This window comes from Flavobacterium saccharophilum, from assembly GCF_900142735.1.
Taxonomy (GTDB): domain Bacteria; phylum Bacteroidota; class Bacteroidia; order Flavobacteriales; family Flavobacteriaceae; genus Flavobacterium; species Flavobacterium saccharophilum.
Map to the genome: position 1 here is coordinate 282,089 of NZ_FRBY01000001.1, position 25,461 is coordinate 307,549.

The 25,461-nt window shown below is 35.0% G+C and carries 18 protein-coding genes; 7 read left to right on the forward strand and 11 right to left on the reverse strand.

From position 1 onward, the window contains the following. The first annotated feature begins 453 nt into the window (after positions 1-453). On the forward strand, positions 454-1,413 hold the full coding sequence (locus tag BUA98_RS01210; protein WP_072969846.1) for a helix-turn-helix transcriptional regulator: 960 nt from the start codon (positions 454-456) through the stop codon (positions 1,411-1,413). Between the two features lie 38 nt (positions 1,414-1,451). Here the strand turns inward: BUA98_RS01210 and BUA98_RS01215 are convergent, their stop codons facing one another. The 3 genes from BUA98_RS01215 to BUA98_RS01225 all read right to left on the reverse strand — a co-directional run bounded on the left by BUA98_RS01215 (position 1,452) and on the right by BUA98_RS01225 (position 3,587). Further along, positions 1,452-1,949 (reverse strand): DinB family protein, encoded by a 498-nt coding sequence (locus BUA98_RS01215; protein ID WP_072969847.1) that lies wholly within the window; start codon positions 1,947-1,949, stop codon positions 1,452-1,454. A gap of 52 nt (positions 1,950-2,001) precedes the next feature. After that, the gene (locus BUA98_RS01220; protein ID WP_072969848.1) at positions 2,002-2,481 is read right to left on the reverse strand and encodes a DinB family protein; all 480 of its coding nucleotides are present in this window, start codon (positions 2,479-2,481) and stop codon (positions 2,002-2,004) included. A 173-nt stretch (positions 2,482-2,654) separates the two neighbouring features. Next, the gene (locus BUA98_RS01225) at positions 2,655-3,587 is read right to left on the reverse strand and encodes a 1-phosphofructokinase family hexose kinase (RefSeq protein ID WP_072969849.1); all 933 of its coding nucleotides are present in this window, start codon (positions 3,585-3,587) and stop codon (positions 2,655-2,657) included. 171 nt (positions 3,588-3,758) lie between these two features. On the opposite strand from BUA98_RS01225, the gene thiL reads away from it, so the two are divergent. Continuing rightward, positions 3,759-4,805: a thiamine-phosphate kinase gene (thiL, locus tag BUA98_RS01230; protein WP_072969850.1), complete on the forward strand. Its 1,047-nt coding sequence runs from the start codon at positions 3,759-3,761 to the stop codon at positions 4,803-4,805. A gap of 86 nt (positions 4,806-4,891) precedes the next feature. Here the strand turns inward: thiL and BUA98_RS01235 are convergent, their stop codons facing one another. The 5 genes from BUA98_RS01235 to BUA98_RS01255 form a co-directional block, all read right to left on the reverse strand. Next, positions 4,892-5,590 carry a response regulator gene (locus tag BUA98_RS01235; RefSeq protein WP_072969851.1) on the reverse strand — a complete coding sequence of 233 codons (699 nt, stop codon included), beginning with the start codon at positions 5,588-5,590 and terminating at the stop codon, positions 4,892-4,894. Further along, entirely contained in the window at positions 5,580-7,643 is a 2,064-nt protein-coding gene (locus tag BUA98_RS01240) for an ATP-binding protein (RefSeq protein ID WP_072969852.1), read from the reverse strand. The genes BUA98_RS01235 and BUA98_RS01240 overlap by 11 nt, the downstream gene beginning before the upstream one ends. A gap of 97 nt (positions 7,644-7,740) precedes the next feature. Then, positions 7,741-7,992 carry a hypothetical protein gene (locus BUA98_RS01245; protein ID WP_072969853.1) on the reverse strand — a complete coding sequence of 84 codons (252 nt, stop codon included), beginning with the start codon at positions 7,990-7,992 and terminating at the stop codon, positions 7,741-7,743. Between the two features lie 174 nt (positions 7,993-8,166). Beyond that, a complete protein-coding gene (locus tag BUA98_RS01250; RefSeq protein WP_072969854.1) occupies positions 8,167-8,985 on the reverse strand; it encodes a LytR/AlgR family response regulator transcription factor in 819 nt (272 codons plus the stop codon). 199 nt (positions 8,986-9,184) lie between these two features. Beyond that, the gene (locus BUA98_RS01255) at positions 9,185-10,723 is read right to left on the reverse strand and encodes a glycine--tRNA ligase (protein ID WP_072969855.1); all 1,539 of its coding nucleotides are present in this window, start codon (positions 10,721-10,723) and stop codon (positions 9,185-9,187) included. A 203-nt stretch (positions 10,724-10,926) separates the two neighbouring features. Between BUA98_RS01255 and BUA98_RS01260 the strand changes: the two genes are divergently transcribed. Beyond that, positions 10,927-11,505: a ComF family protein gene (locus BUA98_RS01260; protein ID WP_244279159.1), complete on the forward strand. Its 579-nt coding sequence runs from the start codon at positions 10,927-10,929 to the stop codon at positions 11,503-11,505. A gap of 111 nt (positions 11,506-11,616) precedes the next feature. Here BUA98_RS01260 and BUA98_RS01265 read toward each other — a convergent pair whose 3' ends face one another. Beyond that, positions 11,617-14,286, reverse strand: coding sequence for a zinc-dependent metalloprotease (locus BUA98_RS01265; RefSeq protein WP_072969857.1), 2,670 nt, complete (start codon positions 14,284-14,286; stop codon positions 11,617-11,619). Positions 14,287-14,481: 195 nt separating this feature from the next. Here BUA98_RS01265 and BUA98_RS01270 point away from each other — a divergent pair, with 195 nt between their 5' ends. From BUA98_RS01270 to BUA98_RS01285, 4 genes are all read left to right on the forward strand, one after another. Then, positions 14,482-15,411, forward strand: coding sequence for a bifunctional riboflavin kinase/FAD synthetase (locus BUA98_RS01270; RefSeq protein WP_072969858.1), 930 nt, complete (start codon positions 14,482-14,484; stop codon positions 15,409-15,411). A 118-nt stretch (positions 15,412-15,529) separates the two neighbouring features. Next, the gene (locus tag BUA98_RS01275) at positions 15,530-15,967 is read left to right on the forward strand and encodes a hypothetical protein (RefSeq protein WP_072969859.1); all 438 of its coding nucleotides are present in this window, start codon (positions 15,530-15,532) and stop codon (positions 15,965-15,967) included. Positions 15,968-16,139: 172 nt separating this feature from the next. Then, complete coding sequence (gene bioB / locus BUA98_RS01280; protein ID WP_072969860.1) at positions 16,140-17,228, forward strand: biotin synthase BioB; 1,089 nt, start codon at positions 16,140-16,142, stop codon at positions 17,226-17,228. A gap of 83 nt (positions 17,229-17,311) precedes the next feature. Continuing rightward, positions 17,312-18,178, forward strand: coding sequence for a cupin-like domain-containing protein (locus BUA98_RS01285; protein WP_072969861.1), 867 nt, complete (start codon positions 17,312-17,314; stop codon positions 18,176-18,178). Between the two features lie 61 nt (positions 18,179-18,239). On the opposite strand, the gene BUA98_RS01290 is transcribed toward BUA98_RS01285, so the two are convergent. Then, positions 18,240-21,722, reverse strand: coding sequence for a T9SS sorting signal type C domain-containing protein (locus BUA98_RS01290; protein WP_139256983.1), 3,483 nt, complete (start codon positions 21,720-21,722; stop codon positions 18,240-18,242). Positions 21,723-22,251: 529 nt separating this feature from the next. Then, positions 22,252-25,197 (reverse strand): T9SS sorting signal type C domain-containing protein, encoded by a 2,946-nt coding sequence (locus tag BUA98_RS01295; RefSeq protein ID WP_072969863.1) that lies wholly within the window; start codon positions 25,195-25,197, stop codon positions 22,252-22,254. Between the last annotated feature and the right edge of the window lie 264 nt (positions 25,198-25,461).

The window sequence follows — 25,461 nt, forward strand, 5'->3', positions numbered from 1 at the left end:
AAGTCTTTGTGCTAAAGAACGTATAACATAAACTATGAGTTTCAGATTTAAGTAGGTTGCTCTGTTTCTAAAATAAATTGCCTGGCAATTCATTATTCATTTTCTCTATTTTATGTCGATTAAAAATAGTAAATAATTAAATTGACAATCCAAATTGTATGAATATTTTTCTATTTATTTGACTATTTCAGCAAGCCTTGTATTTACTCATTATTTGAAAACTACATATTAAAATTACATAAGTAAATCCTTATAAAAAATAAAAAAATAATTCAATCATCTGATTTTTAATACCTTTAGTCGAGATTAAATAAGGCCTAATCAGAAATAAAAGTTTGAAAAGCTGTCTCAATTTGGAACAGCTTTTTTGTTTTTATTCCATTTTTACCTTTGTATCTTTGAGTCTTAAAACCTTAGTAACTCAGCAACTCAGAATCTTAGTAACTCAAAAATATGCTTGACGAATCTCCAAAACGTTTTGACCGGATTGTCGCGATCCTCATTCAGTTACAATCAAAAAAAATTGTAAAAGCACAGGAATTGGCCAATCGCTTTGACGTTAGTTTACGAACTATTTACAGAGATATTCGGACTTTGGAAGCATCCGGAGTTCCAATATACAGTGAAGCCGGTGTAGGTTACGCCTTAATGGATGGTTACCGATTACCTCCCGTGATGTTTACGCGTGAAGAGGTAAGCAGTTTTATCGCAGCAGAAAAACTGATGCAGAAATTCACAGATCCTTCTTTAGGAAATCATTATGCATCGGCGATGTTTAAACTAAAATCAGTTTTGCGAAGTACAGATAAAGACTGGCTCTCGAATATTGAATCAAAAGTGGTTATGCAAACTGCAGAACCTATGTTTAATGATAATTCTCCTAACACATTGGCTGTTCTTTTTGAAAGTATTGCTGAGAAAAAACAAATATTACTTTCTTATAAAACCGTCGAAAAAGACGAAAATACCCAAAGAAACATTGAACCTGTTGGAGTTTTTCATGATCATAACAATTGGTATTTTCTAGGTTATTGCCATTTAAGAAAAGATTACCGACAATTCAGAACCGACAGAATTCAGGGAATTCAGAAAACAGAATGTGATTTTACAATTGAACATGATTCTCTCGAAACTTATCTTACTAAAACAGAAACCATTCCGACCATAAAAGTGAGACTTTTGATCGAAAAGAAAATAGCCCGATATCTCGAAAGCGAACGAAAATACCACGGTTATATTTCAGAAAAAGAAGTAGATGGTAAAATCGAAATGACCTTTATGTGCCGCGACATCGAAAGTGGTTTTCCGCGCTGGTTTCTAATGTTTGGAGATTATGCCGAAATCCTGGAACCCGAAAGATTAAAAACCCGGGCTTTAGAATTATTAGAAATAAACAGACAAAGACTTTTATAAAAAAACTCCTGACGAAAGATCCTCAGGAGTTTTTTGTTTTATTTCTGTTTAACCACATTATAAAAATTGTAATCTGTATTTGAGGCATCTGTAATTCCGATATTTCGTCCCATCGTTACAATCTGACCTCTATGATAAGTGCCGTGATTAATAACCTGAATCAAATACTCCGAAATGGGTAATTCGCATTCAAACCACGGATTAGTAATTTTAACCTCTTTAACTAAATCTTCTTCTGACAATGAATGGATAAATTGCTTCAATTTTGCAGATGCATTTAATAGTCCTTCAAATATTTGATCTCTCGACAATTCATTTTCTATTTTCTTCTCTGTCGGAGCAGTTTCAGAAATGACCGAAAACCAATATTCCTCTGTAGACCAGATATGATCAAGTGTTTTCATAATAGTTGAAAAACTGGAAGGCACTTCCGCGTAAAGCAATTCGTCCGATTTCGGCGAAAGCCAATTCACAAATTGTTGATTTACCCATAAATTGTAATCTGCATAATTTGACATTATCTTTTTTAAACTCATAGTCCTAAATTTTAGATTTGTTTTATAAAGTTATAATTTGAAAATCGGACGATTATCTTTCCCAGAAAAAAGGCGGTTCAATATTTAAAGCTCTTAAATATACATAACCTTGTCCACGGTGATGCACCTCATTATCAATAAAATACAAAATATTCTGTATCACCGGAAATTCATACTGACCAAAAAGATTAAAAGTTTCATTAAAATCTTCAATACTTAATTTTTGCCAATATTCATTAATTATTGCGGTTGCTTCGTCCCATTTTTCAAGGTATTGCGCTTTAAAAATCAATTTCTCTGAATCTTCGGTAAAAGGTTTTGTCTCTTTATTTACGATTCCGGTTAGACCGGGAACTGCAATAGCCAAAAGTTCATCGGTTAGCTTAGAAAAAGTACGCATTCCACCGATTGAAAATTCGAAGAAATCTTTTTCCGGAAAAGCTTCAATCACACGACGTGTAAGAGCGCGGTGTCCTTGCCAGTGGTTTAATAAATCTTCAGGAGTAATTACTTGGGCTGCTAATGTTTTCATGATTTTAAAGTTTTAATTATTTAATACTTCAAAATTATTGAGGGTCGGTGACAACAGTTTGTCAGCAGGAAAAAAAATAATTGCAAAAAATTAATTAATCGCACAACACCTTTGTCAAAGTTTAAAACTTTGACAAAGGTTCAAACTCATAACTTACAACTTATAACTAAGTTTTACTTATTCTTCAACCATTCAAATAAACGATTCGCATCTTCAAATTTAAACAACTGTGTTCCTTCGTTCATGGTGGCGGCAGATCCGCAGGCAACTCCCCAGCGTATAACTTCTTTCAGGCTTTTGTTTTGAGACAGTGCCCAAACCATTCCTCCAACCATACTATCTCCGGCACCAACTGTACTTTTTTTAGCAACATTTGGGGCAGGAACATATTCATAATCGTCTTTTGTAACTAAAACTGCTCCTTGCGGACCAAGCGAAACGACAACAATTTCAGCTCCCCCTTTGGCAATGATTTTTTTAGCCGCTTCATTTACTTCTTCCATTTCCAGGCGTTCTACTCCTATTAATTTTGCCAATTCACCCACATTGGGTTTAATTAGATAAGCTCCTGTTTCCAAAACTTTCTTTAAAGCTTCACCAGAAGTATCGACGATTAGTTTTGAATTAGATGCTTTGGCAATTTCGGCAACTTTCTGATAAAAATCTGAAGATAGTCCTTCATTCAAACTACCACTTGCCACTAAAAACTTTGCTTTTGACTTGCTCAGCGCTTCTAAAACCGCTTTTTCTTCATCGGCGGTAATTTCTCCTCCGGTGAAACCAAAACGATATTGTGAATTGGTATTTTCATCAACAGCTACAAAACTTTCTCTCGTCCAGGTTTGAATGGGAATCGCCTTAAATTCAATGGTTTCTTTTGTTACTAATTCTTCCAGCATTTTCCCCATGGGTCCTCCGGAAGTAAATACAGCCAAAGATTTTCCGCCCAATCTGGATATCGCTTTAGAAACATTGATTCCACCGCCACCAGCATCGAATCTGGGTTCTGAACAACGTATTTTTTGTTCGGCCACTAAACCTTTAAAGTGGGTACTTTTGTCCAGAGCCGGATTTACTGTAAGTGTAATAATATCGTGTGAATTCATTTTTTTCCTTTTTATTCACTTTAAAGGTCTGAAAAAAAACCGATTTTCACTTTTGAATTCAAGAGAAAAGAACTGATTATCATTAAAATTAGACAAAACCTTTGTTCCCAAAGCCTTGGGATTGTACCTTTGCAACCTTGGTAAAAACCAAAAAAATAATAAAGAGACAAAATGATCGAAGATAAAAACCCACAACGTACCAGTATAGCGCAATTAGGCGAGTTTGGTTTAATAGAACATTTAACCAAAAATTTTGATGTTACTCAGGAGTCAACTTTAAAAAGTATAGGTGATGATGCTGCTGTTCTTGATTTTAAAGATAAAAAAGTAGTTATTTCGACTGATTTATTGATCGAAGGCGTACATTTTGATTTGGCTTACATGCCATTAAAACATTTAGGATACAAATCAGTAGTGGTAAATCTATCTGATATTTGTGCCATGAATGCAAGACCAACTCAAATTACGGTTTCTGTGGCCGTTTCTAATCGTTTTCCACTAGAAGCCTTAGAAGAATTATTTGAAGGCATCACACACGCTGCAAAAGAATATAAAGTGGATGTTATAGGCGGAGACACAACCTCATCGCAAAAAGGATTAATTATAAGCATTACCGCTATTGGTGAAGCCAATGAAGAAGAGATCGTTTACAGAAACGGAGCCAAACAAACCGATTTGCTTGTAGTTACCGGAGATATTGGTGCTGCCTACATGGGATTGCAGGTATTAGAACGTGAAAAACAAGTTTTTCAGGTAAACCCAAATAGCCAGCCTGATTTAGACATGTACAGTTATTTAATTGAACGTCAATTAAAACCGGAAGCTCGAAAAGATGTTCGTACTTTATTGCATGCTCTTGAAATAAAACCAACTTCGATGATAGATATTTCAGACGGATTATCTTCAGAAATTATTCATTTGTGCAAACAATCGAAAGTGGGTTGTAATTTATATGAAGATAAATTGCCGTTAGATCCTCAGTTTATTTCGACTTGTGAAGAGTTTAATATCGACAGTACAACAGTTGCTATCAATGGTGGAGAAGATTACGAATTATTATTTACAATTGACATTAACGACTTCGACAAAATAAAAGGAAATCCAAACTTTTCTATTATTGGCCACATGGCAGATGAAAGCGAAGGAATAAATTTAGTTACACGTGCAAATACTCAAATTCCTTTAAAAGCCCGTGGTTGGGATGCATTGAGTGAATAAATTTTAAAAAAATCAAATAAAAAAATTCCAAATTCCAATGCTGTTCATGCTGTTGGAATTTGGAATTTTTTATTTGGAATTTCATTTTAAAAAAGCCCTTTACTCTTAGCTTCTTTTATTAATTCTTCGTCTGAACCAGACTTTATTTTAAGCAATTCTTTTAAATTTACTTTTCGCTTTTCAATGGCATTCAAAGAAATTGGGATGTAATGCGGCATTTCAGCAACTGGAGTTTTCTTTGATAAATGAAACAGAATCTGCTTATCAAACTCATCAATCTCTATTGAATTATGGGTAGACTGATTCACCATTTTAACCACCGACTGACTATAATATTTTTCATTCTTCATGACTTTATCAAAAGCAAAAAGCAGTTCATCAAAAGTAAGATCATTTTTAATTACCAACCCGCTTGGATTTATTGTTCTGATAATCGTCTTGATTTTTAGCAATTCGGTATACATCGTTAGCAAAATAATTTTGCAATGAGGCATTTTTTTCATGATCAATTTGGCCAGATCTTCGCCTGAAAAAAGATCTTTTTCTTCATACGCCGGCATACTTATATCTAAAAAAGCCACCTCGAAATCTGGTGTTGCCTCATCTTCAATCAAATCATAAGCTGACCTGCAGTCATAAGCCTGAGAAATAGCAAAATCATATTCCTTGGGATTATAACGTGTAATTGCGTTTTTATATCCTTCAATTATAAAAGGATGATCATCAACAATTAAAATATTTCGGCTGATTATAGGCGAAATTGGTGTTGTTAGGTTAAATGTCATTCTTTTTCAGGTTTAGTTTTTGGTCTATTGGGACTTTGATTAGGAGAATGGTTCCTTCTCCTTTGGCAGATTTTATAGTAACTGTACCCTTACACTCTTTTGCACGGTATTGAATATTATGCAATCCTATTCCGTTTTTCGCTCTTTTGGTATTAAAACCTTTTCCGTCATCTGAAATTGATAAAATCAAATAATTGATCTCACTTTTAAAATCTATTGTAATTGTATTAGCATCAGCATATTTATTACAATTTTGTAAGGCCTCCTGAACAATTCTGTACAAGTTAATCTTGACAACATTGCTAACTAATTCCCACTTAATATGCGGGTCAAAAGAAGTTATTAAGTTAGAATCGTAGGTGTTTTGTTGATTTTCAAACAATTTGTTTAAAATTGCAATAAAATTATTAATTAATTCTGATTTTTCCCTATTTAAATCATGAGAAATTTCACGAATGTCTTCTTCTATATGTTTTAGCTCCGTTAAATACTTTTTTCTTTTCTGAGCCGCGTTTGCCTGATCCATATTTTCCATGCTATCAAGACTGTCCATACTAATTCTCACACCAAACATCCGTCCCAAAACACCATCATGCAATTCTTGTGCAACCCGCTTCTTTTCCTTAATACGGGTCATCTCAATATCATTTTGCTGCGAAATCATCAAATTATAAATATTTTCATTTGCAATTTGCTGCTCTTGCTTAAAAAGCAACTCCCTGTGTTTTGCTTGTTGCGTTTTATAAACATAGAAAAATAGACCTAACAAGGTACAGATACTAAAAACATACACCAAAGCTCTGTTTTTCTCTTGTAGATTCGAATTTTGATCTTTTATTTCATTGGTTTCATATTCGATTCGGGTAAACTTGTCTCCCATTTGGCGTTCTCCTTTCTGGAGACTGTCATTAATACGAATATATTCCTCAGAATAGAGAGATGCTTTTTTTGGATCAATCAGAGCCAGCTGTTTCAATGACTGCAAAACGTTTCTCGAATTACTCATTTTTTTTGATTCCCGAAGAGATTCGACAGAAAATTTCATTGCCTTAGCCGTATCTTTATTAAAAGCATAGAATTCCGAAAGATGAAGTTTATTAGAAATCAATCCAGAAGTAAGTTTTAGACTGTCTCTAAATTTAAGCGATCTGTAAAACATGTCCGGAAGATCTTTTTTTTCTAAGAGCTTGAATTTGGCGTATGCCAAATTATCAATCAGCATGGCATATAAAGAGGGTTTATCCGTTTTTAAATTCTTCTCTTTTAAAGCTTTTTCATAAAAATCCTTGGCTCTTTTGTAGTTTTTAATACTATTATACACATAGCCAATATTATTTAATGAAGTTGCTTTTGATTGAAATTCAGCAGGTATTACTTTACTGTCAACACTTGAAAGTGCTTTATTATGAAATTCCAACGCTTTATCATATTCCTCCAAATCGTTATAAATCGCACCCAGCAAATTATAGGATTCGTAAACAATTTCAGCATTTTTCTGGGTATCTAAAACTTTTAGCACATTAAAAACGGCTTTTTCGCTTCCTAAAAGATCCCCTTCTGCATATTGCAGATACGCCTTACTTAAGCGCGTTGTCGCCAGGTTTGAATTATCTTTCAACTGAAAATAAATTTTTTCAGCTTTAAAGTAAAACATATAGGCGCTGTCAGAAATTGCACGAGTACTGTAATAATCGCCCAGATACGTATATGATTTTGCAATAAAAACAGAATCTTTGGCTGCCTGCGCTCTGTTTAGAACTACAAGAACCGTTCTTTTAAAGCTATTCCAGTGGTTATTATTATAAAACCGGTTCGCAACTTTAAAAAAATTGACCCGGTTTAAAGAATCATTAGTCTGATTCGATACTAATTCATAAGCCCTTTCACTGTATTTGATTTTATATTCCAGAGGCAGCTTATCATCTTCGGCTAATGACAGATAAATTTTAAGACTATCCTGTCCGGATGAAGAGTCATCATTCTTGTTTATTTTCTCAGTGCAACTAAGAAAAGACAGTAGCGAAAAAAACAATATGAAGTAATTTTTTCTCAATGATGTTTTACAATTTTACCAAAAATAGCAAAACTATTGACACAAAAAAAGGTTGCCAATAGATTGACAACCTTTTTGTTTATAATGTAAAAATTTATTACAAGTCTAATTTTTTATTTCCTCTAACGATACTTCCGTTAATGTCTAATTTTGCTGTTACTCCGTGAAAATCACGTTTTTTGTTTCCTCCAACAATACTTCCATCAGGTGGAATAATACTTTCTTGAGCTATAGTAGTTTTATTATTCTGAACTGAAGCATCTTCGTTTATAGTTAAAGATTGAGGTGCAAATGAAGTTGCTACCATTGCTAAAGAAAATAATCCGAATGTTAAAGCTGTCTTTTTCATAATCTTGAGGTATTTTGTTTTGATTTTTGTTTTTGGGAGTCGAATGCTTTTCGCTATTCGATGATGTAAAACTAGGTATGGAATCAAAAAAAATGTATACGAAAAATGGAGTTTATGGTAGAACATGCCCAAATGATAGTCAATGAGCGTTAATTCAATGTAATTGTCTAATTTTTAGACCTCTAAGTAGTTACCTGCTGAAAAATTGGCAATAATTAGATCGACATTTGATTTATAGGTCTTCGAAAACGGAAGCTTTTTAGGTGAGTTTTTTATATAACAAACTGAGTTTCCGTTATGAATCCTTGCAATGTAATTTTGATTTATGATATAACTGTTATGAATTCGAATAAACGGATGAGATAAAATACTCTCAAAATGCTTTAATGTTTTAAAGGCTGTTATCATTTCGCCTGTACTAAGATAAATATCTGTCGAATTATTATCGGCTTGAAAATAGGCGATGTCGACCGCATTTAGATAACGATAGTCGCCATATGATTTAATACAAATAATTAAAGGTTTTTCGACAATTTGTGCGACATGTGACACTTCTGAATGAGGAGTTGCAACAGAAACAGCTTCGTTTATTATGTCTACAGTATTAGTCTCCAAAAATATCTTTTCTAATTTCAAAGTCGCTTTAAGTAAATCAATATGTGCGAGAGGTTTTAGTAAATAATCAAAAGCACCATATTGAATGGCATCAAAAGCCAATGCTTTTTTTGTAGTTGTAACAATTATTTTAGGTATTGCAGCCAAATATCGATGTAATTCATTAATAAAGGCAAGCGATAAATTACTTGACAAGTCTTCCGGATCGATTTCTAAAAAAACAAAAGAAGGTTTGTGCTCTAAAACCAAATGCAAACCATCTTGGTAATTTGTAGCCGATGCAACAAAAATTAATTCTGAGAAACCTTCCGCAGTTGTTTTGGTTCTCATAATACTTTCAGCATCATCATCAATTATTATATAGGAATACTTTTTCAAGTTTAGCTTTTATGTTTTATGCCCAATTAAATTTACATATTTCTATTTTCTAAACATTTCATTGTTAACACATTGCAGCAAAATGTTAATACATAAGGATGAAATGCAAAATAAATCGACGAAATGCACTTTTCAAAAGTAAAAAAATCCCAAACTCCACCTAAGGAATTTGGGATTTATATGATAAAATTTAAAAAAATTACATTTTCATCAACCAGTTTTTCATCGAAACCTCGTCTTCAATAATAGCTCTTAATTCGCTAATTTTTACACGATCTTGTTTCATTGTATCTCTATGACGAATGGTTACTGTTTCATCTTCGATTGTTTGATGATCTACTGTGATACAAAACGGAGTTCCAAGAGCATCCTGTCTTCTGTAACGACGTCCAACAGCATCTTTTTCATCATACGCTACATTGAAATCCCATTTTAAATCATCGATGATTTTTTTAGCGATATCTGGCAAACCGTCTTTCTTAACTAGTGGTAAAACGGCTGCTTTTGTTGGCGCTAAAACAGCTGGTAATTTCAATACTGTTCTTGTAGAGCCATCTTCAAGAGTTTCTTCCTGCAATGATGTTGCAAAAACTGCCAAGAACATACGATCTAAACCTACAGAGGTCTCTACAACGTAAGGAACGTAATTTTCATTCAATTCCGGATCAAAATATTGTAGTTTTCTACCAGAATATTGTTCGTGTGCTTTTAAGTCAAAATCGGTACGAGAGTGAATTCCTTCTAATTCTTTAAATCCGAATGGGAAGTTGAATTCAATATCCGCAGCAGCGTTTGCATAATGCGCTAATTTTTCGTGATCATGAAAACGATAATTTTCTTTTCCTAATCCTAAGGACAAGTGCCATTTTAAACGTGTTTCTTTCCAGTGGTGGTACCATTGCATTTCTTCACCCGGACGCACGAAAAACTGCATTTCCATTTGTTCAAATTCACGCATACGGAAAATGAATTGTCTTGCAACAATTTCGTTTCTAAAAGCCTTACCCGTTTGAGCAATTCCAAAAGGAACTTTCATACGGCCTGATTTCTGAACATTCAGAAAATTCACAAAAATACCCTGAGCTGTCTCCGGACGTAAATATAAATCCATTGCAGAATCTGCAGAAGCACCTAATTTTGTTCCGAACATTAAGTTGAATTGCTTTACATCTGTCCAGTTTTTTGAACCTGTTTCAGGATCAGCAATTTCTAATTCTTCGATTAAAGCTTTTACATCCTGAAGATTATCTGTCATTCCTTTTGCAAGCCTTGATAAAATTTCTTTGTATTTCGAAAGGTATTCTACAACGCGGGTATTTGTGGTAACAAATTCTTCTTCATTAAAAGCATCACCAAAACGAGCTCTTGCTTTTTCAATTTCTTTTTGAGCTTTTTGATTGATCTTTTCAGCGAAATCTTCCACTAAAACATCGGCTCTATATCTTTTTTTCGAATCTTTATTATCAATTAACGGATCATTGAAAGCATCAACGTGGCCTGAAGCTTTCCAGGTTGTTGGATGCATTAATATTGCAGCATCTAAACCGACAATATTATCATTCATCTGAACCATTGATTTCCACCAATATTCACGGATATTCTTTTTTAACTCGACACCATTTTGTGCATAATCATACACTGCACTCAATCCATCGTATACTTCGCTAGAGGGAAAAATAAATCCGTACTCTTTTGCGTGCGAAACCACATTCTTAAATATATCTTCTTGTTTTGCCATAGTGATGCAAAAATATAAAAAGTACGTTTAAAAAAAAGAAAAAATATAAAGATTGAAGGATTGATTTCGTTATTTTTGTAACCAAATTCCTTCTATTTGTGATTAATTATCTTCTTAACCTGTTTTTCCCTAAAGTTTGTGCCGCCTGCCACACTCTTTTAATGTCAAATGAATCTGTAATCTGTACATATTGCCGACACGAAATGCCTCTCACTCAATATCATTTGGATACCAAAAATGAAGCTGTAAAGAAATTCTACGGCAAAATTGACATTCAACATGCTTCTGCCTTTTTATATTTCAATAAAAGAGGAATTGTCCAAGAACTCATTCACAACTTAAAATACAAAGGTCATGAAGAAATTGGTTTTATTTTAGGAAACTGGTATGTAGAAGATTTAAAAGACCTGAATTTAGAAATTCCTTTTGATGTTGTGATTCCGGTTCCGCTCCATAAAAGAAAATTTAAGGAACGCGGTTATAATCAGGTAACCACTTTTGGAAAAGCTTTGGCCGCAGGCTTAAAGATAACTTTTGATGATGCTGTTTTATATCGAAAGAAATACTCCAAAACGCAATCAAAAAAGAATCTATTAGGAAGATCTGAAAACATCGAAAATATATTCGACGTTCATATTTCCGAAGAAAATCAAAACAAACATTTTCTAATTGTCGACGACGTACTCACAACCGGCGCTACGCTAGAAGCCTGTTCAAGGGCGTTATTAAAAATTCCTGGAGCAAAAATTAGCATTGTTTGTATGGCGATGGCGAACTCTTAAAATTAAAATTCCAATAAAAAAATTCCAAATTCCAATCTTTGTCTAGAAAACAATTTACTTTAAAAGTAAAAAAGACAACGGATTGGAATTTGGAATTAAGAAATTGGGGGTTTAATTGACTACAATTTTCTTAACGGTTCTTCTGTCTCCATCAACAACTGTTACCAGATAGATTCCGGCAGAAACATTTTGCAATTGAATGTTTTGATTAAAGTCTGTTGTACTTTCAAAGGTGTTTTCATAAACTTTCTTACCCAAAATATCATGTACAAAAACAATTACTCCATTATTTGATTGACTTTCAAATTGAATAGTAAAACTTCCTTTGTTGGGATTTGGAGATAATACAAAATCGATATTTTCAAAATCAGGCGTTCCCAAGGTATATGTTTGTCCACAAATGTTTATGGAAGCTGAATTTACCGTTCCGAACATTCCCGTGACAGCATCACGAACTCTTAAAGTCCAGGTTCCCGCAGGGTTTTGGCCATTAAAAGCACTTAACAAATCAACTGGTAAAACGATTTGCTCTGTTGTTCTATTACAATCTAAGGCATTACCGGAATCATCAAATTGCATAGCTAAAGTTGAATTTGTTGATGCACAGTCTTTATTAAACAGTCTCACCACGGTTCCCTGTGGATTTACAATTTGGATTTCAATGTCAGAAAACCTTGTGTGTGTTACATTAACCGAAACATTTACATCTGAAACCGTTGCTGTAGTTGCCGGAATCATAATGGTTTTTGTAACAAATGTTGTGGTGTTTGGAATAGAAAAGGAACTTCCGAAACTATATGAATCACAGGTTGTTGCTGAAGTATATCCTACTGCAAATGGTTTAAGGTTTAATGCATAATAAATATTGCCAGTTGGTTCAATCAGGATTCTGCAATTCTTAGAAGAAGGAACACTTGTCGGAAGCGTGATCACTTCAGAACCATCATTTGGTGTATTTGATGCCAGAACTATTGGAAAACTCAAACCACCATCTGTAGATAATTTGATATTAACTGCCGATGAACCTTCAAGTGTATTAGTATTATTAACGTTCCATGTTACCGTTTCACTCAATCCCTGCCACCAGCTTACATCATCATTTATGTGCGATGTTACTTCAAATGGGCCGGCAAAAGAAGCAACAGTTACAATCATCTCATCTGTATTTGTCTGGGCTTTTCCTGAAGCTGCATTGTCTCTTGCCGTTAATGTAAAATGCAATGTCCTGGCTATAGAAGAAACCGATTCCCATTTTGTAGTTAATTGATTCTGAATAACAGAATTTAGCGCCGGCATATAGCGAATTGGGCTTGAATTAGGAATTACCGATCTAAACAAAGGTCCGTCTGGCTTTGTAGGATAGGCAATACTATTTCCTCCTGAAGTTGTTGTGGCACTATCGTATTGTTCCCAATTATAAGTTATCGAATCACCTTCAGGATCAGAGCCTGACCCTTTTAATACAAAAGCTGTACTTATTGGTATCGTGTAATCTTTGCCTGCATCAACTGTAGGTGGGTTATTTATTGTTGCTGTATTTACCGGACAAGTCTTTGAAGCAAGATTATCTTGAATTTGAATTATACTGGCATAAGCAAAATAATCATCTGAATTATTCTGAACATTATAATCTGTTATTCCTGCGTATCCCATAATAGTTGATCCGCTTCCCGGCTCAACGTGAGTACCAGATCCCTCAATTTCTTCAGAAGAAAAAGTATGTGTCGCACCTAATTGATGCCCCATCTCATGGGCAACAAAATCAATATCAAATGTATCGCCCTCAGGCCTTTCATTGGAAGGCGAGGTATAACCACTCCCTTTTCCTAAAGGGTTGTTAGTTGTTGGATTTGTACAAACACAACCTATACAGCCAGCGTTTCCGCCATTACCCGAAGCACCAAATAAATGCCCAATATCATAATTAGCATTTCCAATTACAGCAGTTAAATTCTCCTGTAAATCTGTATTCCACTCACCGTCTGCTCCTTCTTCTGCATCTGCATAGGGATCTGTTGTTGCATCTGTATAGATCAAAGCATCTGTATTAGCAATTAACACCAGCTTTACTGCCAGGTCTTTATTAAAAATACCGTTTACTCTTGTAAGCGTTGCATTCATTCCTACTAATGCACCTGCTTTTGTACCACCAAAATAAGCAGTATATTCTCCTGTACAGGATAATGCAAGACGCATTGTTTTAAAAACTTTAGTATTCGATGCTACTTTGGCAGTTTTCGCTGTCGCATTAGTATTTGAAACGTCATTGTTTGTCTTGCAAATCAACTTTTTAGAACCCGATTCGTTTTTTGCAAATAGAACATATTCTGTTTTGTCGTCAGGATTAACTTCAATAAATTCAGTTAATTTATCAGCACGAAAAACCATAGTTTGGATTCCCAATGGCGAAACACTAAAATGTATTTTTGCCGATTTATCATCTAAACCATTTCCTTCATAAGCCCTTATTTCAGGATACTTCGCTTGTAATTCTGGCTCAAAATTAGATGATTCCCAAACTGTAAAGCGTTCTAAAACACCATCCGCATTTGGAATTGTAATTTCAGAATTAATCGCTTTCGATGTCTTTCCGGTTGTTGCAGCAAGTTTGCTTTTTAAGAAATCCGAATTCAGTCTGTAATATAATCTTCCGGAATTTGATGAACTTGCCCTCTTAGTTAAAGCAGAATTTGAGGTTGTTCTTTGCCATAAGTCATCATTTTGAGCGTGAATTTCAACACAGCAAAAAATAACAAATAAAAAAAGTAGTAGTTTTTTCATACTCAACGGTATTTGAAAAATCAAAATTAAGAGAATTAAATCAAATTCTTACATATAAACGACATTTAATCCTTTTTAGTCGACCAGTTGACCGTTATTCACAAAAAGTAGTCAAATCTCTTCAAAAAATCAATCGGGGGTAGTGTAAAATTTCAAATAGATAGTATAAATTTGCACCATCTTAAATTATTTGTTTTGAAGCTCTTTCATTCTATAAACGATTTCCATTCAACCAAGAAAACTATTTTAACTCTTGGTACCTTTGATGGCGTACATATTGGTCATAAAAAAATATTGGAAAGAATCACTCAGAACACTGAAAACGGAAAATACGAGAGTCTGGTTCTTACATTTTTTCCGCATCCCAGAATGGTTTTACAAGAGAAATCAGAAATTAAACTCTTAAACACGATTGCTGAAAAAACAAAACTTTTAGAACAAACAGGCATTGAAAATTTAGTAATTCATCCTTTTAATGAAAGTTTTTCAAGATTAACTGCCGAAGAATTTGTGCATTCTATTTTAGTAGATCAATTTCATATTCAGAAAATAATTATTGGACATGATCACCGTTTTGGAAGAAACAGAACGGCTAATATTGATGACCTTATTGCTTTTGGAGCCGAATATGGTTTTGAAGTTGAACAAATTTCAGCACAGGAAATTCAGGATGTTTCTGTAAGCTCTACCAAAATCAGAAAAGCTTTAAACGAAGGAAACATGGATTTGGCCAATGATTACCTTGGTTATTCTTACTTTTTATCAGGTGAAGTTGTAAAAGGAAAACAATTAGGACGAACCATTGGTTTCCCGACAGCCAACATTAAAATTGAAGAAGATTATAAATTAATTCCAAAGAATGGGGTTTATGTTGCAAAAGCCTTAATTGGTGGAAAAGAAGTTTTTGGAATGATGAATATTGGTTTTAATCCGACAGTGAACGGTGAAAAACAAACAATCGAGGTGAATCTTTTTGATTTTGATGCTGACATTTACGGCGAAAAAATTGAAGTTTCATTACTACACTATCTTCGTGACGAACAAAAATTTGGCTCAGTTGATTTACTAAAAGCGCAATTAAATCAAGATAAAATTGATGCTTTAGCTTTTGTTTCTCAACTTTAGAAAGCTTTCAAACATACTTTTCACCAAATTTAAATCATCGTAGTTATTTTTTTAGTAAATTTGATATACAACTCTGTTTGTCAATCATTTACTATTAACTTCTTTAAAAATAACCACTATGAAATTACCTAAAGAAATAACCAACGGTTTTTTAATTTTCCTCGGAATAGGAATTTATTTTTTATTGATGAATCTATTAGGGCTTGCAGATTTGTTTTATCTGCGTACACTAAATGTATTCTTTATATTTTATGGTGTTAACAGAACAATGCAAATGAATCTTCGCGAGGGCGAAACCAACTTTGTGTCTAATGCAGTGTCAGCAATGACAACTTCTGTAGTTGGTGTGTGCATGAGCGTCTTCGGATTACTAGTTTACAGTTATGCAAGAGGTGGAGACGCCTATGTGCAAAGTTTATCAGAAACATTTATGTTTGGAGGAAATCCTTCTGTACCAACTTATTGCATTTGTTTGCTTTTTGAAGGAGTCGCATCGTCCGTAATTGTGACTTTAATGATGATGTTATATTGGAATAACAAATATGCAGCCGATTAATTTTTATTAAATAAATCTCTCATTTAAGCACTCTAAAATCATGAAAAAGTATAATTCTATGATTTTAGAGTGTTTCTTTTTTGAAAATAGCTGTCAAATATTCATTTACAGAAATACACATTGGTTGATTAGAACAATTTAACTACTTTTGAAGCATCAAAAAAATGTATCGATGAGCATTACAAAACACAATTGGACAAAAGACGAAATAATCGCCATATATAACAAACCTATGATGGACCTGCTATATGAAGCAGCCACAATTCATAGAACAAAACACGATCCGAACGTAGTTCAGGTATCTACATTACTATCTATTAAAACCGGAGGCTGTCCTGAAGATTGTGGCTATTGCCCGCAAGCTGCACGTTACAACACTGGCGTTGAAGGAAATGACTTAATGAGTGTTAGTCAGGTAAAAGCTCAGGCTTTGCGTGCTAAATCAAGCGGATCTTCTCGTGTTTGTATGGGAGCAGCCTGGAGGAACGTAAAAGATGGCGAAGAATTTGATCAGGTTTTAGAAATGGTTCGTACTATTAATAAACTTGATATGGAGGTTTGTTGTACACTTGGTATGATTACTGAAAACCAGGCACAACGTTTGGCAGAAGCAGGATTATACGCTTACAACCACAATTTAGATACTTCTGAAGAATATTATAAAGATGTAATTTCTACTCGTGGTTTTGAAGACCGTTTACAAACTATCGAAAATGTTCGTAAAACGAATGTTACGGTTTGTAGTGGCGGAATTATTGGAATGGGAGAAAGTGTTGAAGACAGAGCCGGAATGCTTGTTGCCCTTTCTACTTTAAATCCACAACCGGAATCAGTGCCAATTAATGCTTTAGTTGCCGTTGAAGGAACTCCGATGGAAGAAGAAAAACCAGTTGAGATCTGGGAAATGATTCGTATGGTAGCCACTACCAGAATTGTTATGCCGGATACACAAGTTCGTTTATCTGCCGGAAGAACTAACATGAGTCGTGAAGGACAAGCAATGTGTTTCTTTGCTGGTGCAAATTCTATTTTTGCAGGAGATAAATTGCTTACTACTCCAAATCCGGATGTACACGGAGACATGAAAATGTTTGAGATGCTAGGATTGATTCCACAAAAACCATTCGTTAAAGTTTCGCAGCCTCAAACAGTTGAAGCTGAAGATTCTCAGTTCGCGCCATTAGGCGAAAAACCTAAATGGTCAAGACCTGGACATACAATTGAAAGAAATCTTGAAGCTTCGATCAAATCAAAAATTTAAGCTAAAGAGTTAATAAATCTCAATAAATATTTTTAAATTGCTTCTTGACTTAGTGTCAGAAGCAATTTTTTTATTTATCAAAGATGAAGTTAAAACAAATCGAAAGGGTAAAAAAAATCTCAAAATCTGATTTTATTTCCCAATATGTCAAAAAACAAATTCCCGTTGTTATTGAAGAACTGACCGAAGACTGGCCAGCATATCATAAATGGAAATTATCCTATATTAATGAAATCGCCGGTGACATTACCGTTCCTCTATACGATGATCGACCTGTAAATCATGAGGATGGCTTTAACGAAGCACATACTAAAATGAAAATGAGCGATTACATCACTCTTTTACAATCTAAACCTACTAACTATCGTATTTTCCTTTATAATTTAATGAAGGAAGTCCCAGTATTGAAAAACGACTTTTTATGGCCTGATATTGGTTTGAAACTTGTGAAGCAAATGCCGATGCTGTTTTTTGGCGGAGAAAACTCAAAGGTCTTTATGCACTTTGATATTGATTACTCGAATATTCTGCATTTTCATTTTCATGGCGAAAAACAATGTATGATCTTTCCTCCTGATCAGTCAAAATACATGTATAAAGTGCCCCATGCATTGATTTCGAGAGAAGATATTGATTTTGATGATCCGGATTATGAAAAATTTCCTGCCTTAAAAAATGCCGAAGGCTATATTACCAATCTTAAACATGGTGAGATGTTATATATGCCCGAAGGATATTGGCATTATATGAAATATTTGACTCCGGGATTCTCTATGAGTTTACGTGCTTTTCCAAAAAACATTACCAATTTATCCAAGGCCGCCTATAATGTTTTCATTATGCGTTATTTTGATATTATGATGAGAAGGTTTAAAGGCCAAAAATGGATTGATTATAAAAATCAAAAAGCGATTGAAAATACCAATGAGAATTTAGCAAAATCTGCATAATAGAATTAAAAAAGCGGTTGAAACTAAAATTTCAACCGTTTTTTTATTTATTGAACTACTATTAAAAAACCACTTTTTTCAAAGTACTATATCCATTTTCTAATGTCGTTTTTACTAGCAAAACCTGGCTACCAGCTTGCAAACTGGTTATTTGCAATTCTGTTGCATTAACTTTTAATTTGTTGTAAAGAAGCCTTCCGGTAATATCAAATACCGCAACCTCACTAATATTTTCCTTAGCTGATGTCACTTTGATACTATTCTCTTTTACGGAAACAAAAATTGTTTCTTCTGTATTTTCAACATCAACTGTCCCCAAAGATTTATTGGTGTAATGTAATACAAAACGATCATCAAAAGTTCCTGTAGCCGTATTAAAATTGTAGTTACTAGTTTTTAAATTATGCATTTTTTGGGCTAGTTTATCTTCTAAATAAATATCATGGGTACTCAAATCACCGGTAGTGTCATCGATAGAAATTGTAAACTCGCCCTCAATTATAGATCTATAACCCAAAGGAACAACATCAGTTTCAAGAAAAGGAAGACTGCGCCCCTGAATTACTAATTTCAGCATTTCGTTAATGCTGTAAAAATCCAGATATTTATTAGCGTCCATCGTAAGTCCGTCATAATTATTATCCCAGGAATTGGTTGCTCCTTCCACATAGCCAATTAATATTTGCTTAAAGGCTCCTTGTGTATTCGTAAAATTGAGCCAAACCCTGTGACCGGTATCATTCTTTTTTTTGACAGCACTACTTTTAAAAAACTGATCGTTAAGACCCGGAACCCGCATTGAATTCGTAAACACTGCATTTAAAGCTGTTTTTGATTTGACAAAAAAGGATTGCCCCGCCGCAATATATCCCTCTAGAGCCCTTTGATTTCCAGGCGATATTGCTCCATCACCTTGCATTGCTCCAACAGTAATACTTCCCGATAAATTATATATAGCATAATCATTCGTGTCGTAGTAGTATTTGTGATCCCCACCAGCTTCCTTACTTGGAGAAGTGTTATGTGTCCAAAAATATAAGGTTCCGTACAAATTTGCTGTATTATCAACTATAAACTGATCTGCATATATTGCTGAAGGGTAAGGATTTCCAAGTAAGTATGATTTTTCGGCAGCAGGTAACGATATAGATATCGTGCCGTTATTAGGTGTACCGATAAAACTCCCACTAAAAACAGATGGATTATTTATGTCATAATTTTGCGGAGCTCTTATAATGTAACCTCTTCCTGCTTCCATTTCTTCAGCACCGTTATAAATTACAATCCAACCTGTTAGCGGATCGTATTTATAATATTTATCAGCAAGTGTATTAGGCGATAAATCATTTAATTTAAAAACTGGATTACGTGTAACAGGAGAAGACCACATAGTAAAATCATAGCGTCGTACAGGTGATGTATCTCGTTTATAGATAATGTTTCCAATATTGACATTCTCATTAATTTGCAATAAACTTGCGTTATTTTCAAATGTTAATGTTCCTCCATTATTATTTACAGCATTTGCAATTGTCAGGGTATACCCGGAATTAACCACAACACTTACACCTGAATCTATAATTAAAGAACATCCACTTAGATTGTCACTGATTTCATAGTCGCCTGAGAATTGCACAACATTTGTATTATTTTTTGGTTCACTACCTTCTGACCAATTACTCCCATTCCAGGTATTTACAACTGAAGGTTTAATTTCAACACTGGAAGTGGGCAATGAGGGACAAGCCGTAGCATCCTGTATGGTAAAAAGATAGTTGCCAGGTACCAAATCAGGAACTGTAAAACTAGTTCCTGTACCATTATAAATTTTATTAACTGCTCCGGTTTGGATAATTGTCCATGACCCGGGTGAGAGTAATCCAGTTAAGGGTACGCTTCCTGTTGAAATGAGACAGTTAGGCTGAATAATAGTTCCTACTATTGGCGTAGATGATTGTGCATTAACTGTTATGGTTGTCAAAGGAGACGTGAACGCTGTATTTCGTGTACAATTATTGGCATCTGTAACAGAAACCAGTGAATAGTTCACGGAACTATTTACCGGCGATGTAAAAGCTGCAAAATCTATCCCACTACTTATGTTTGTCACTGTGCGGTCTGCCCCTCCATTTTCTTTATACACTATTGTATAAGGTCCTGTACCAGAGGTAGCTGTAAAGCGCAGCTGCGGCGATCCGCCAGCGCAAAATGTCCCATTGCCCGTTAAACTTCCCTGAGGTAATGGATTAACAACTACGGTTGTTTCAACAGAACGTTCAACAGCACATCCTCCACTTTGAACCACTGCTCTAAATCTGGTAGTTTCTGTTAATGGCATCGATACGTAACTCGTTGTTGCTGTATTTGTTATAGGAACCCATGTAGTAAAAGGACTTACTGAGGATTCCCAATTCAAAACCGACCCAGTATGATCGGTCAATGAAAGTGTACCGCTAGTAGCACCATTACAAATAGCTGTTCCGCCAGCTACCGTACCACCAGCTGTAACCGCGGAAGTAATGATACTGGCCACATTATTAGAAGTTAACTCCTTAAAACAAGCACCTGAGCTTAATTTTTTAATTGTGATATCTCTTGTACCCACAGCAGTAAAACCTGTCAGCGTAAAATCGCCCACTCCTGCTGTTGTAACGGTCATGGCAATAGACAAATCATTTTGAGGCGGATTCGTAAGACTATAAGTTACGGTATAATCACCAACTGGCAAAGAATCTGCACTTCCTAGTAAAGTTATTTTAGAAGATCCGGATGAAGCACAAACACTTTCAGCCGTAACGGATGTAATACTATAAGTTGGACAAGTATAACTTACAATAACCTGCCCTGCAGCACCGGCTCCCCCTATTTTAGCACCGCCTATAGCATCAATTGCACCGCTTCCACCTCCACCAGGTGCGCTTCCTGAATTACCTGCCCTACTAGTTGATAATACTAGGGTCCCCATAAGGCTTGCACCTCCATTTCCGCCACCAGGAATACCCCCTTTCCCTCCAGCTCCAGACTTAAGTCCTAAAGATAGTACTGCAGTACTACCTATTTCGCCAGTACTACCATCAACCGCTGTACCAGAGCAAGCCGAAGCCTGACCACCAAGACCGCCTGTAGGAACTTGTCCATTATAATTCGCACCACCTCCTTGTCCCCCAACGGCTTTTATAAAATTTTCAAAACCTGATATAGTTGATGTCTCCCCTACAGTACCCGTAACATTACTTGATCCAGCGACTTGACGAGCCACAATTACATTTAAAGTTACTCCTGGTATAACGGTAATTTCAGCCGTTGCATAAGCCCCACCTCCACCACCTGCTCCACCGCGACCAGTAACAACACCAAGTAAATCTGTGGCACCAGAAGCGCCACCACCGGCACCGCCACCACCCCAGGCCTGCACAGTCATCTTAGTTATTCCGGCTGGAACAACTAAAGATCCATTAAGATCAAAAGTATGTGGGGGCGGTTGTGCCCATAAAGAAAGAGAGATTAAACATAAGAAGGATGCCAGTCGTAGTTTTGTAAACAAAACGAGATTTCTTTTCTGCTTCCTGCTAAAACTAGATGATATTAAAAACCGAAAAAAAATCAATACTAGGAGTAAATATTCTTTCATACTGTGGCATTTTAATAATTAAAAAATCAGATTCAAACTCAATGAAAATCATTTCAAAATTTTTAAATACCCCATTTTGAACAGAATGTAAACAAGCTCTTCAAGCACATACAACACACGAAGAGAATCTAAATTTCTTCTGTCATTAAACGCGGTATTCAAATTAACAATCTGTATTTTAGGCGGGTAAAAAACTAAAATCTCTATTTAGTTTTTAATGTAAAAGATGTAAAAAGATGCAGTATAACGGGCTTTTATGTGTTTTATCGAAAGAAAACAACAACAAGGTACGATTTTATTTACAACCTCTCCAAATAATTTTACTGAAAAACAGCACTTTAACATTTTCAAATACGAACTGGTGATAAAAAAATAGTTATTAGACATAAAAAAAACCCATTCCTTTTATAGAATGGGTTTTCACTTTTTTTATTTTTAGTGTCTAGAAAACGATCTTGATTGTAGATGCTACATCATTTTCAAGCGATACTTTTATTAATAGTACTTGACTTCCAGACTGGATATTGGCTATCTGTAACTCTGTAGAATCTATCTTATCTTTACTGTAGATAACTTTTCCTGTAAGATCAAAAATAGTTATTACATTAATTATTTCTTTCGTTGATGTCACTTTGATAACTTTATCTTTTGTTGAAACCAAAACAGCTTGTTCCGAATCTTGAAATTCCTCATTTCCTAAAGTTTCACCAACATAACGCAAAACAAAACGATCGTTAAAAGTTCCAATAGTCGTTGTGAATTTATAATCACTACTTCTTAAATCATGAAGCATGTTATTTGCTTTATCTTCCAGATAAATAGGATGTGTATCTAAATCTCCACTAGCATGATCAATAGAAATCACAAACTCACCCGCAATTGTTGACTTATAGCCAAGCGGTACAATATCGGTCTCTTCAAAAGGCAAAGCGCGCCCCTGAACTATTAATTTTTGATCGGTATTAATGCTATAAAAATCAACATACTTATTTCCATTTATTGTAAGTCCGTCGTAATTATCGTCCCACGAATTTGTTGCTCCTTCAAGATAACCAACTAATAATTGTTTAAAAGCTCCTTCAGCATTACTCAAATTAAGCCAAACTTTATGTGACTCAGTGTTTTCCTTTTGAGTAGCAACCGATTTAAAGAACTGAGCATTACTACCACGAACCCGCATTGAATTGGTGAAAACCGCACTAAGATTCGTTTTTGATTTGGCAAAAAAGGATTGACCCGCTGCTATGTATCCTGATGGGGGATCTTGATTAGGACTAGTTGTGGCGCCCGCGCTAGAAAGATGTCCAACATCGACACTACCGGTTAAGTTATAAATCGCATAATCATCAGTTGTATACTGATAGGTCTTATCGCCGGGAAGAACTTTTGCCGGAGGAGTATTGTGGGTCCAAAAATATAATGTTCCATATACATTATTCTGGTTATCACGAATAAAATAATCAGCGTAGATTGCCGACGGATAAGGATTACCAAGCAAACTTGATCTTTCAGCCGCAATTAGAGGAACAGTAACTGGTCCATTATTAGGAACACCAGTAAAAGAGCCACTATACACTAAAGGCTGATATATATCCCAATATTGCGGTGCCCGAATAATATATCCAACCCCTTTTACCATCTCTGCTGCACCATTATAAATAATAATCCACCCCGTCGTTGGATTGTATTTATAGTATTTATCTCCTAAAGTATCTGGAGAAAGATCTTTTAACATAAAAGCAGGTGTGCGGGTAACTGGTGACGACCAACAGGTAAAATCATAACGACGAACCGGTGTTGTATTACGTTTGTAAATAATATTTCCAGTATTAGCGACATTGTTAAGCTGCACTAAACTTGCATTATTTTCAAATGTTAATTTCGCCCCTGCAGCAGACTCCACTACCAGCTGGTTTTCAACATACAATGTATGTCCAGCATTTATAGTTACCAATTTTCCGGCATTTACTTTGCAGGAACAACTTGCCAAATCACCTGTAGATTGATAATCAGCAGCAAATTCTATGCTTTCAGTCCCGTCGCTAGAAGGGTCACTACCTTTTGACCATCCAAAGGTGGGGCCGGAGCCGGGGCCTCGCCAGATATTTGTTTCTGCTGTTTTAACCACAACACCATTTATTGAAACCGGACAGTAATCTCCAAATTCTATAGAAAAATTATAGGTTCCTGGAATTAAATTTGAGATTGTATATGTAGTTGGATCTGCACCACCACCTCCAGTATATGTTTGTAACACGGTACCAGTCTGATGAATAACCCAATTTGGTATTGCTGTAGTTGTTGTTGGTAAATTTCTCAATACAACAGTCCCTGTCGATGAAACACAAGTAGCACCAATATTACTAAAAACACTTGGCACTGCAAGTATAGGTCTCATCGTTACTGTAATTGGGGCAGATTCAAGACTTTCACAGCCCAATGCATTTTTTACGATAACACTATAATCATCTGATGATGTCACAACTATACTTTGTGTTGTCTGACCATTTGACCATGCATAACTCGAACCAGCACTTGATGTTAAAGTAACACTACCTCCGTCACAAAATGTTGTTGGACCGCTTGCAGTAATACTAGCAACTGGTTTTGCGTTAACGGTCGCAAAAATAGTTTTACTACTAGTATAACTTACCCCTCCGTAAGTAGTTGTATAAGTTAGATTTGCCTCGTAAATTCCTGCGACAGCATTTGCAAAAGACACTACATTTTGACTATTAAGGTAGGGTTCAAAAGATGCCGTTCCAGGAGGTTTTATAGACCAATCCCACTTCAATCCAGTCCCATCAACACCTATCTTCGCTGCTGTAAAATTAAGGGTATTGCCTTCACAAATCGGTGCGTCACTAGTAGGGTTAGACTGTATAGTTCCGCCTAATTCATTGAGTTGTTCAAAAGTATAAGTGGCATTATTTCCATTTCCACTTCCAACACAAACGGCAAATTTTAACGAACCAATGTACAAAGCAACATTATTAGAGCAACCTCCTGACTCATCAATTTTTCCCGAAGGTTTATTAATAAATAAGGTCGTTCCTTCCGGAAATCTTATGTCACTTTGATTTGATGAAAAACCAAGTGTACCATTAATAATTATAGCAAGAGTATTCCCTGCTGATGTTGTTACAGTTCGATCACCAGAAACAAGTAATGTTCCATTTATTGTTATAGATTTTGCTGAAACATTTGAATTAATAGTAATAGTCGATCCGGAGGCTATAATAACATCATCATCTGGGCCAGGCACAACATTACCAACCCAAGATGAGGCGGAAGACCAATTCCCTGTTCCTGTACTTGTAATAGTGGCCCCATTAGCAAATCCAAAACAAAATAACATCGAAAAAATGATAAGTAATTTTTTGTCCATTTTATGTGCTTTTTAAATTTAACAATAGATTTTTTAAGCAAATTATTTTCAAAAAAAAGCGCTTAAAAAAACGGCTTTTTTCGAGTTGCATTTCATCGATTTTTCAAGTTGCTTTTACAGCCCCATTTTATCGCTAAAACGCCTTAAACAATGTACAATTTCCATCTAACCAAATCTAAATCAAGCCCTTAAATTTCGGCTAAAAAACGGCGATTTTATTATTCTAAGTTATTTCTCATAAAAAAAAATTTTTTATGTAATTCA

Coding starts and splice junctions, on each gene's coding strand:
- BUA98_RS01215 (WP_072969847.1), bottom strand. CDS start 1,949: ATGAGTTTAAAAAAGATAATGTCAAATTATGCAGATTACAATTTATGG.
- BUA98_RS01260 (WP_244279159.1), top strand. CDS start 10,927: ATGCCTCTCACTCAATATCATTTGGATACCAAAAATGAAGCTGTAAAG.
- BUA98_RS01255 (WP_072969855.1), bottom strand. CDS start 10,723: ATGGCAAAACAAGAAGATATATTTAAGAATGTGGTTTCGCACGCAAAA.
- BUA98_RS01225 (WP_072969849.1), bottom strand. CDS start 3,587: ATGAATTCACACGATATTATTACACTTACAGTAAATCCGGCTCTGGAC.
- BUA98_RS01295 (WP_072969863.1), bottom strand. CDS start 25,197: ATGGACAAAAAATTACTTATCATTTTTTCGATGTTATTTTGTTTTGGA.
- BUA98_RS01275 (WP_072969859.1), top strand. CDS start 15,530: ATGAAATTACCTAAAGAAATAACCAACGGTTTTTTAATTTTCCTCGGA.
- BUA98_RS01285 (WP_072969861.1), top strand. CDS start 17,312: ATGAAGTTAAAACAAATCGAAAGGGTAAAAAAAATCTCAAAATCTGAT.
- thiL (WP_072969850.1), top strand. CDS start 3,759: ATGATCGAAGATAAAAACCCACAACGTACCAGTATAGCGCAATTAGGC.
- bioB (WP_072969860.1), top strand. CDS start 16,140: ATGAGCATTACAAAACACAATTGGACAAAAGACGAAATAATCGCCATA.
- BUA98_RS01235 (WP_072969851.1), bottom strand. CDS start 5,590: ATGACATTTAACCTAACAACACCAATTTCGCCTATAATCAGCCGAAAT.
- BUA98_RS01220 (WP_072969848.1), bottom strand. CDS start 2,481: ATGAAAACATTAGCAGCCCAAGTAATTACTCCTGAAGATTTATTAAAC.
- BUA98_RS01210 (WP_072969846.1), top strand. CDS start 454: ATGCTTGACGAATCTCCAAAACGTTTTGACCGGATTGTCGCGATCCTC.
- BUA98_RS01245 (WP_072969853.1), bottom strand. CDS start 7,992: ATGAAAAAGACAGCTTTAACATTCGGATTATTTTCTTTAGCAATGGTA.
- BUA98_RS01265 (WP_072969857.1), bottom strand. CDS start 14,286: ATGAAAAAACTACTACTTTTTTTATTTGTTATTTTTTGCTGTGTTGAA.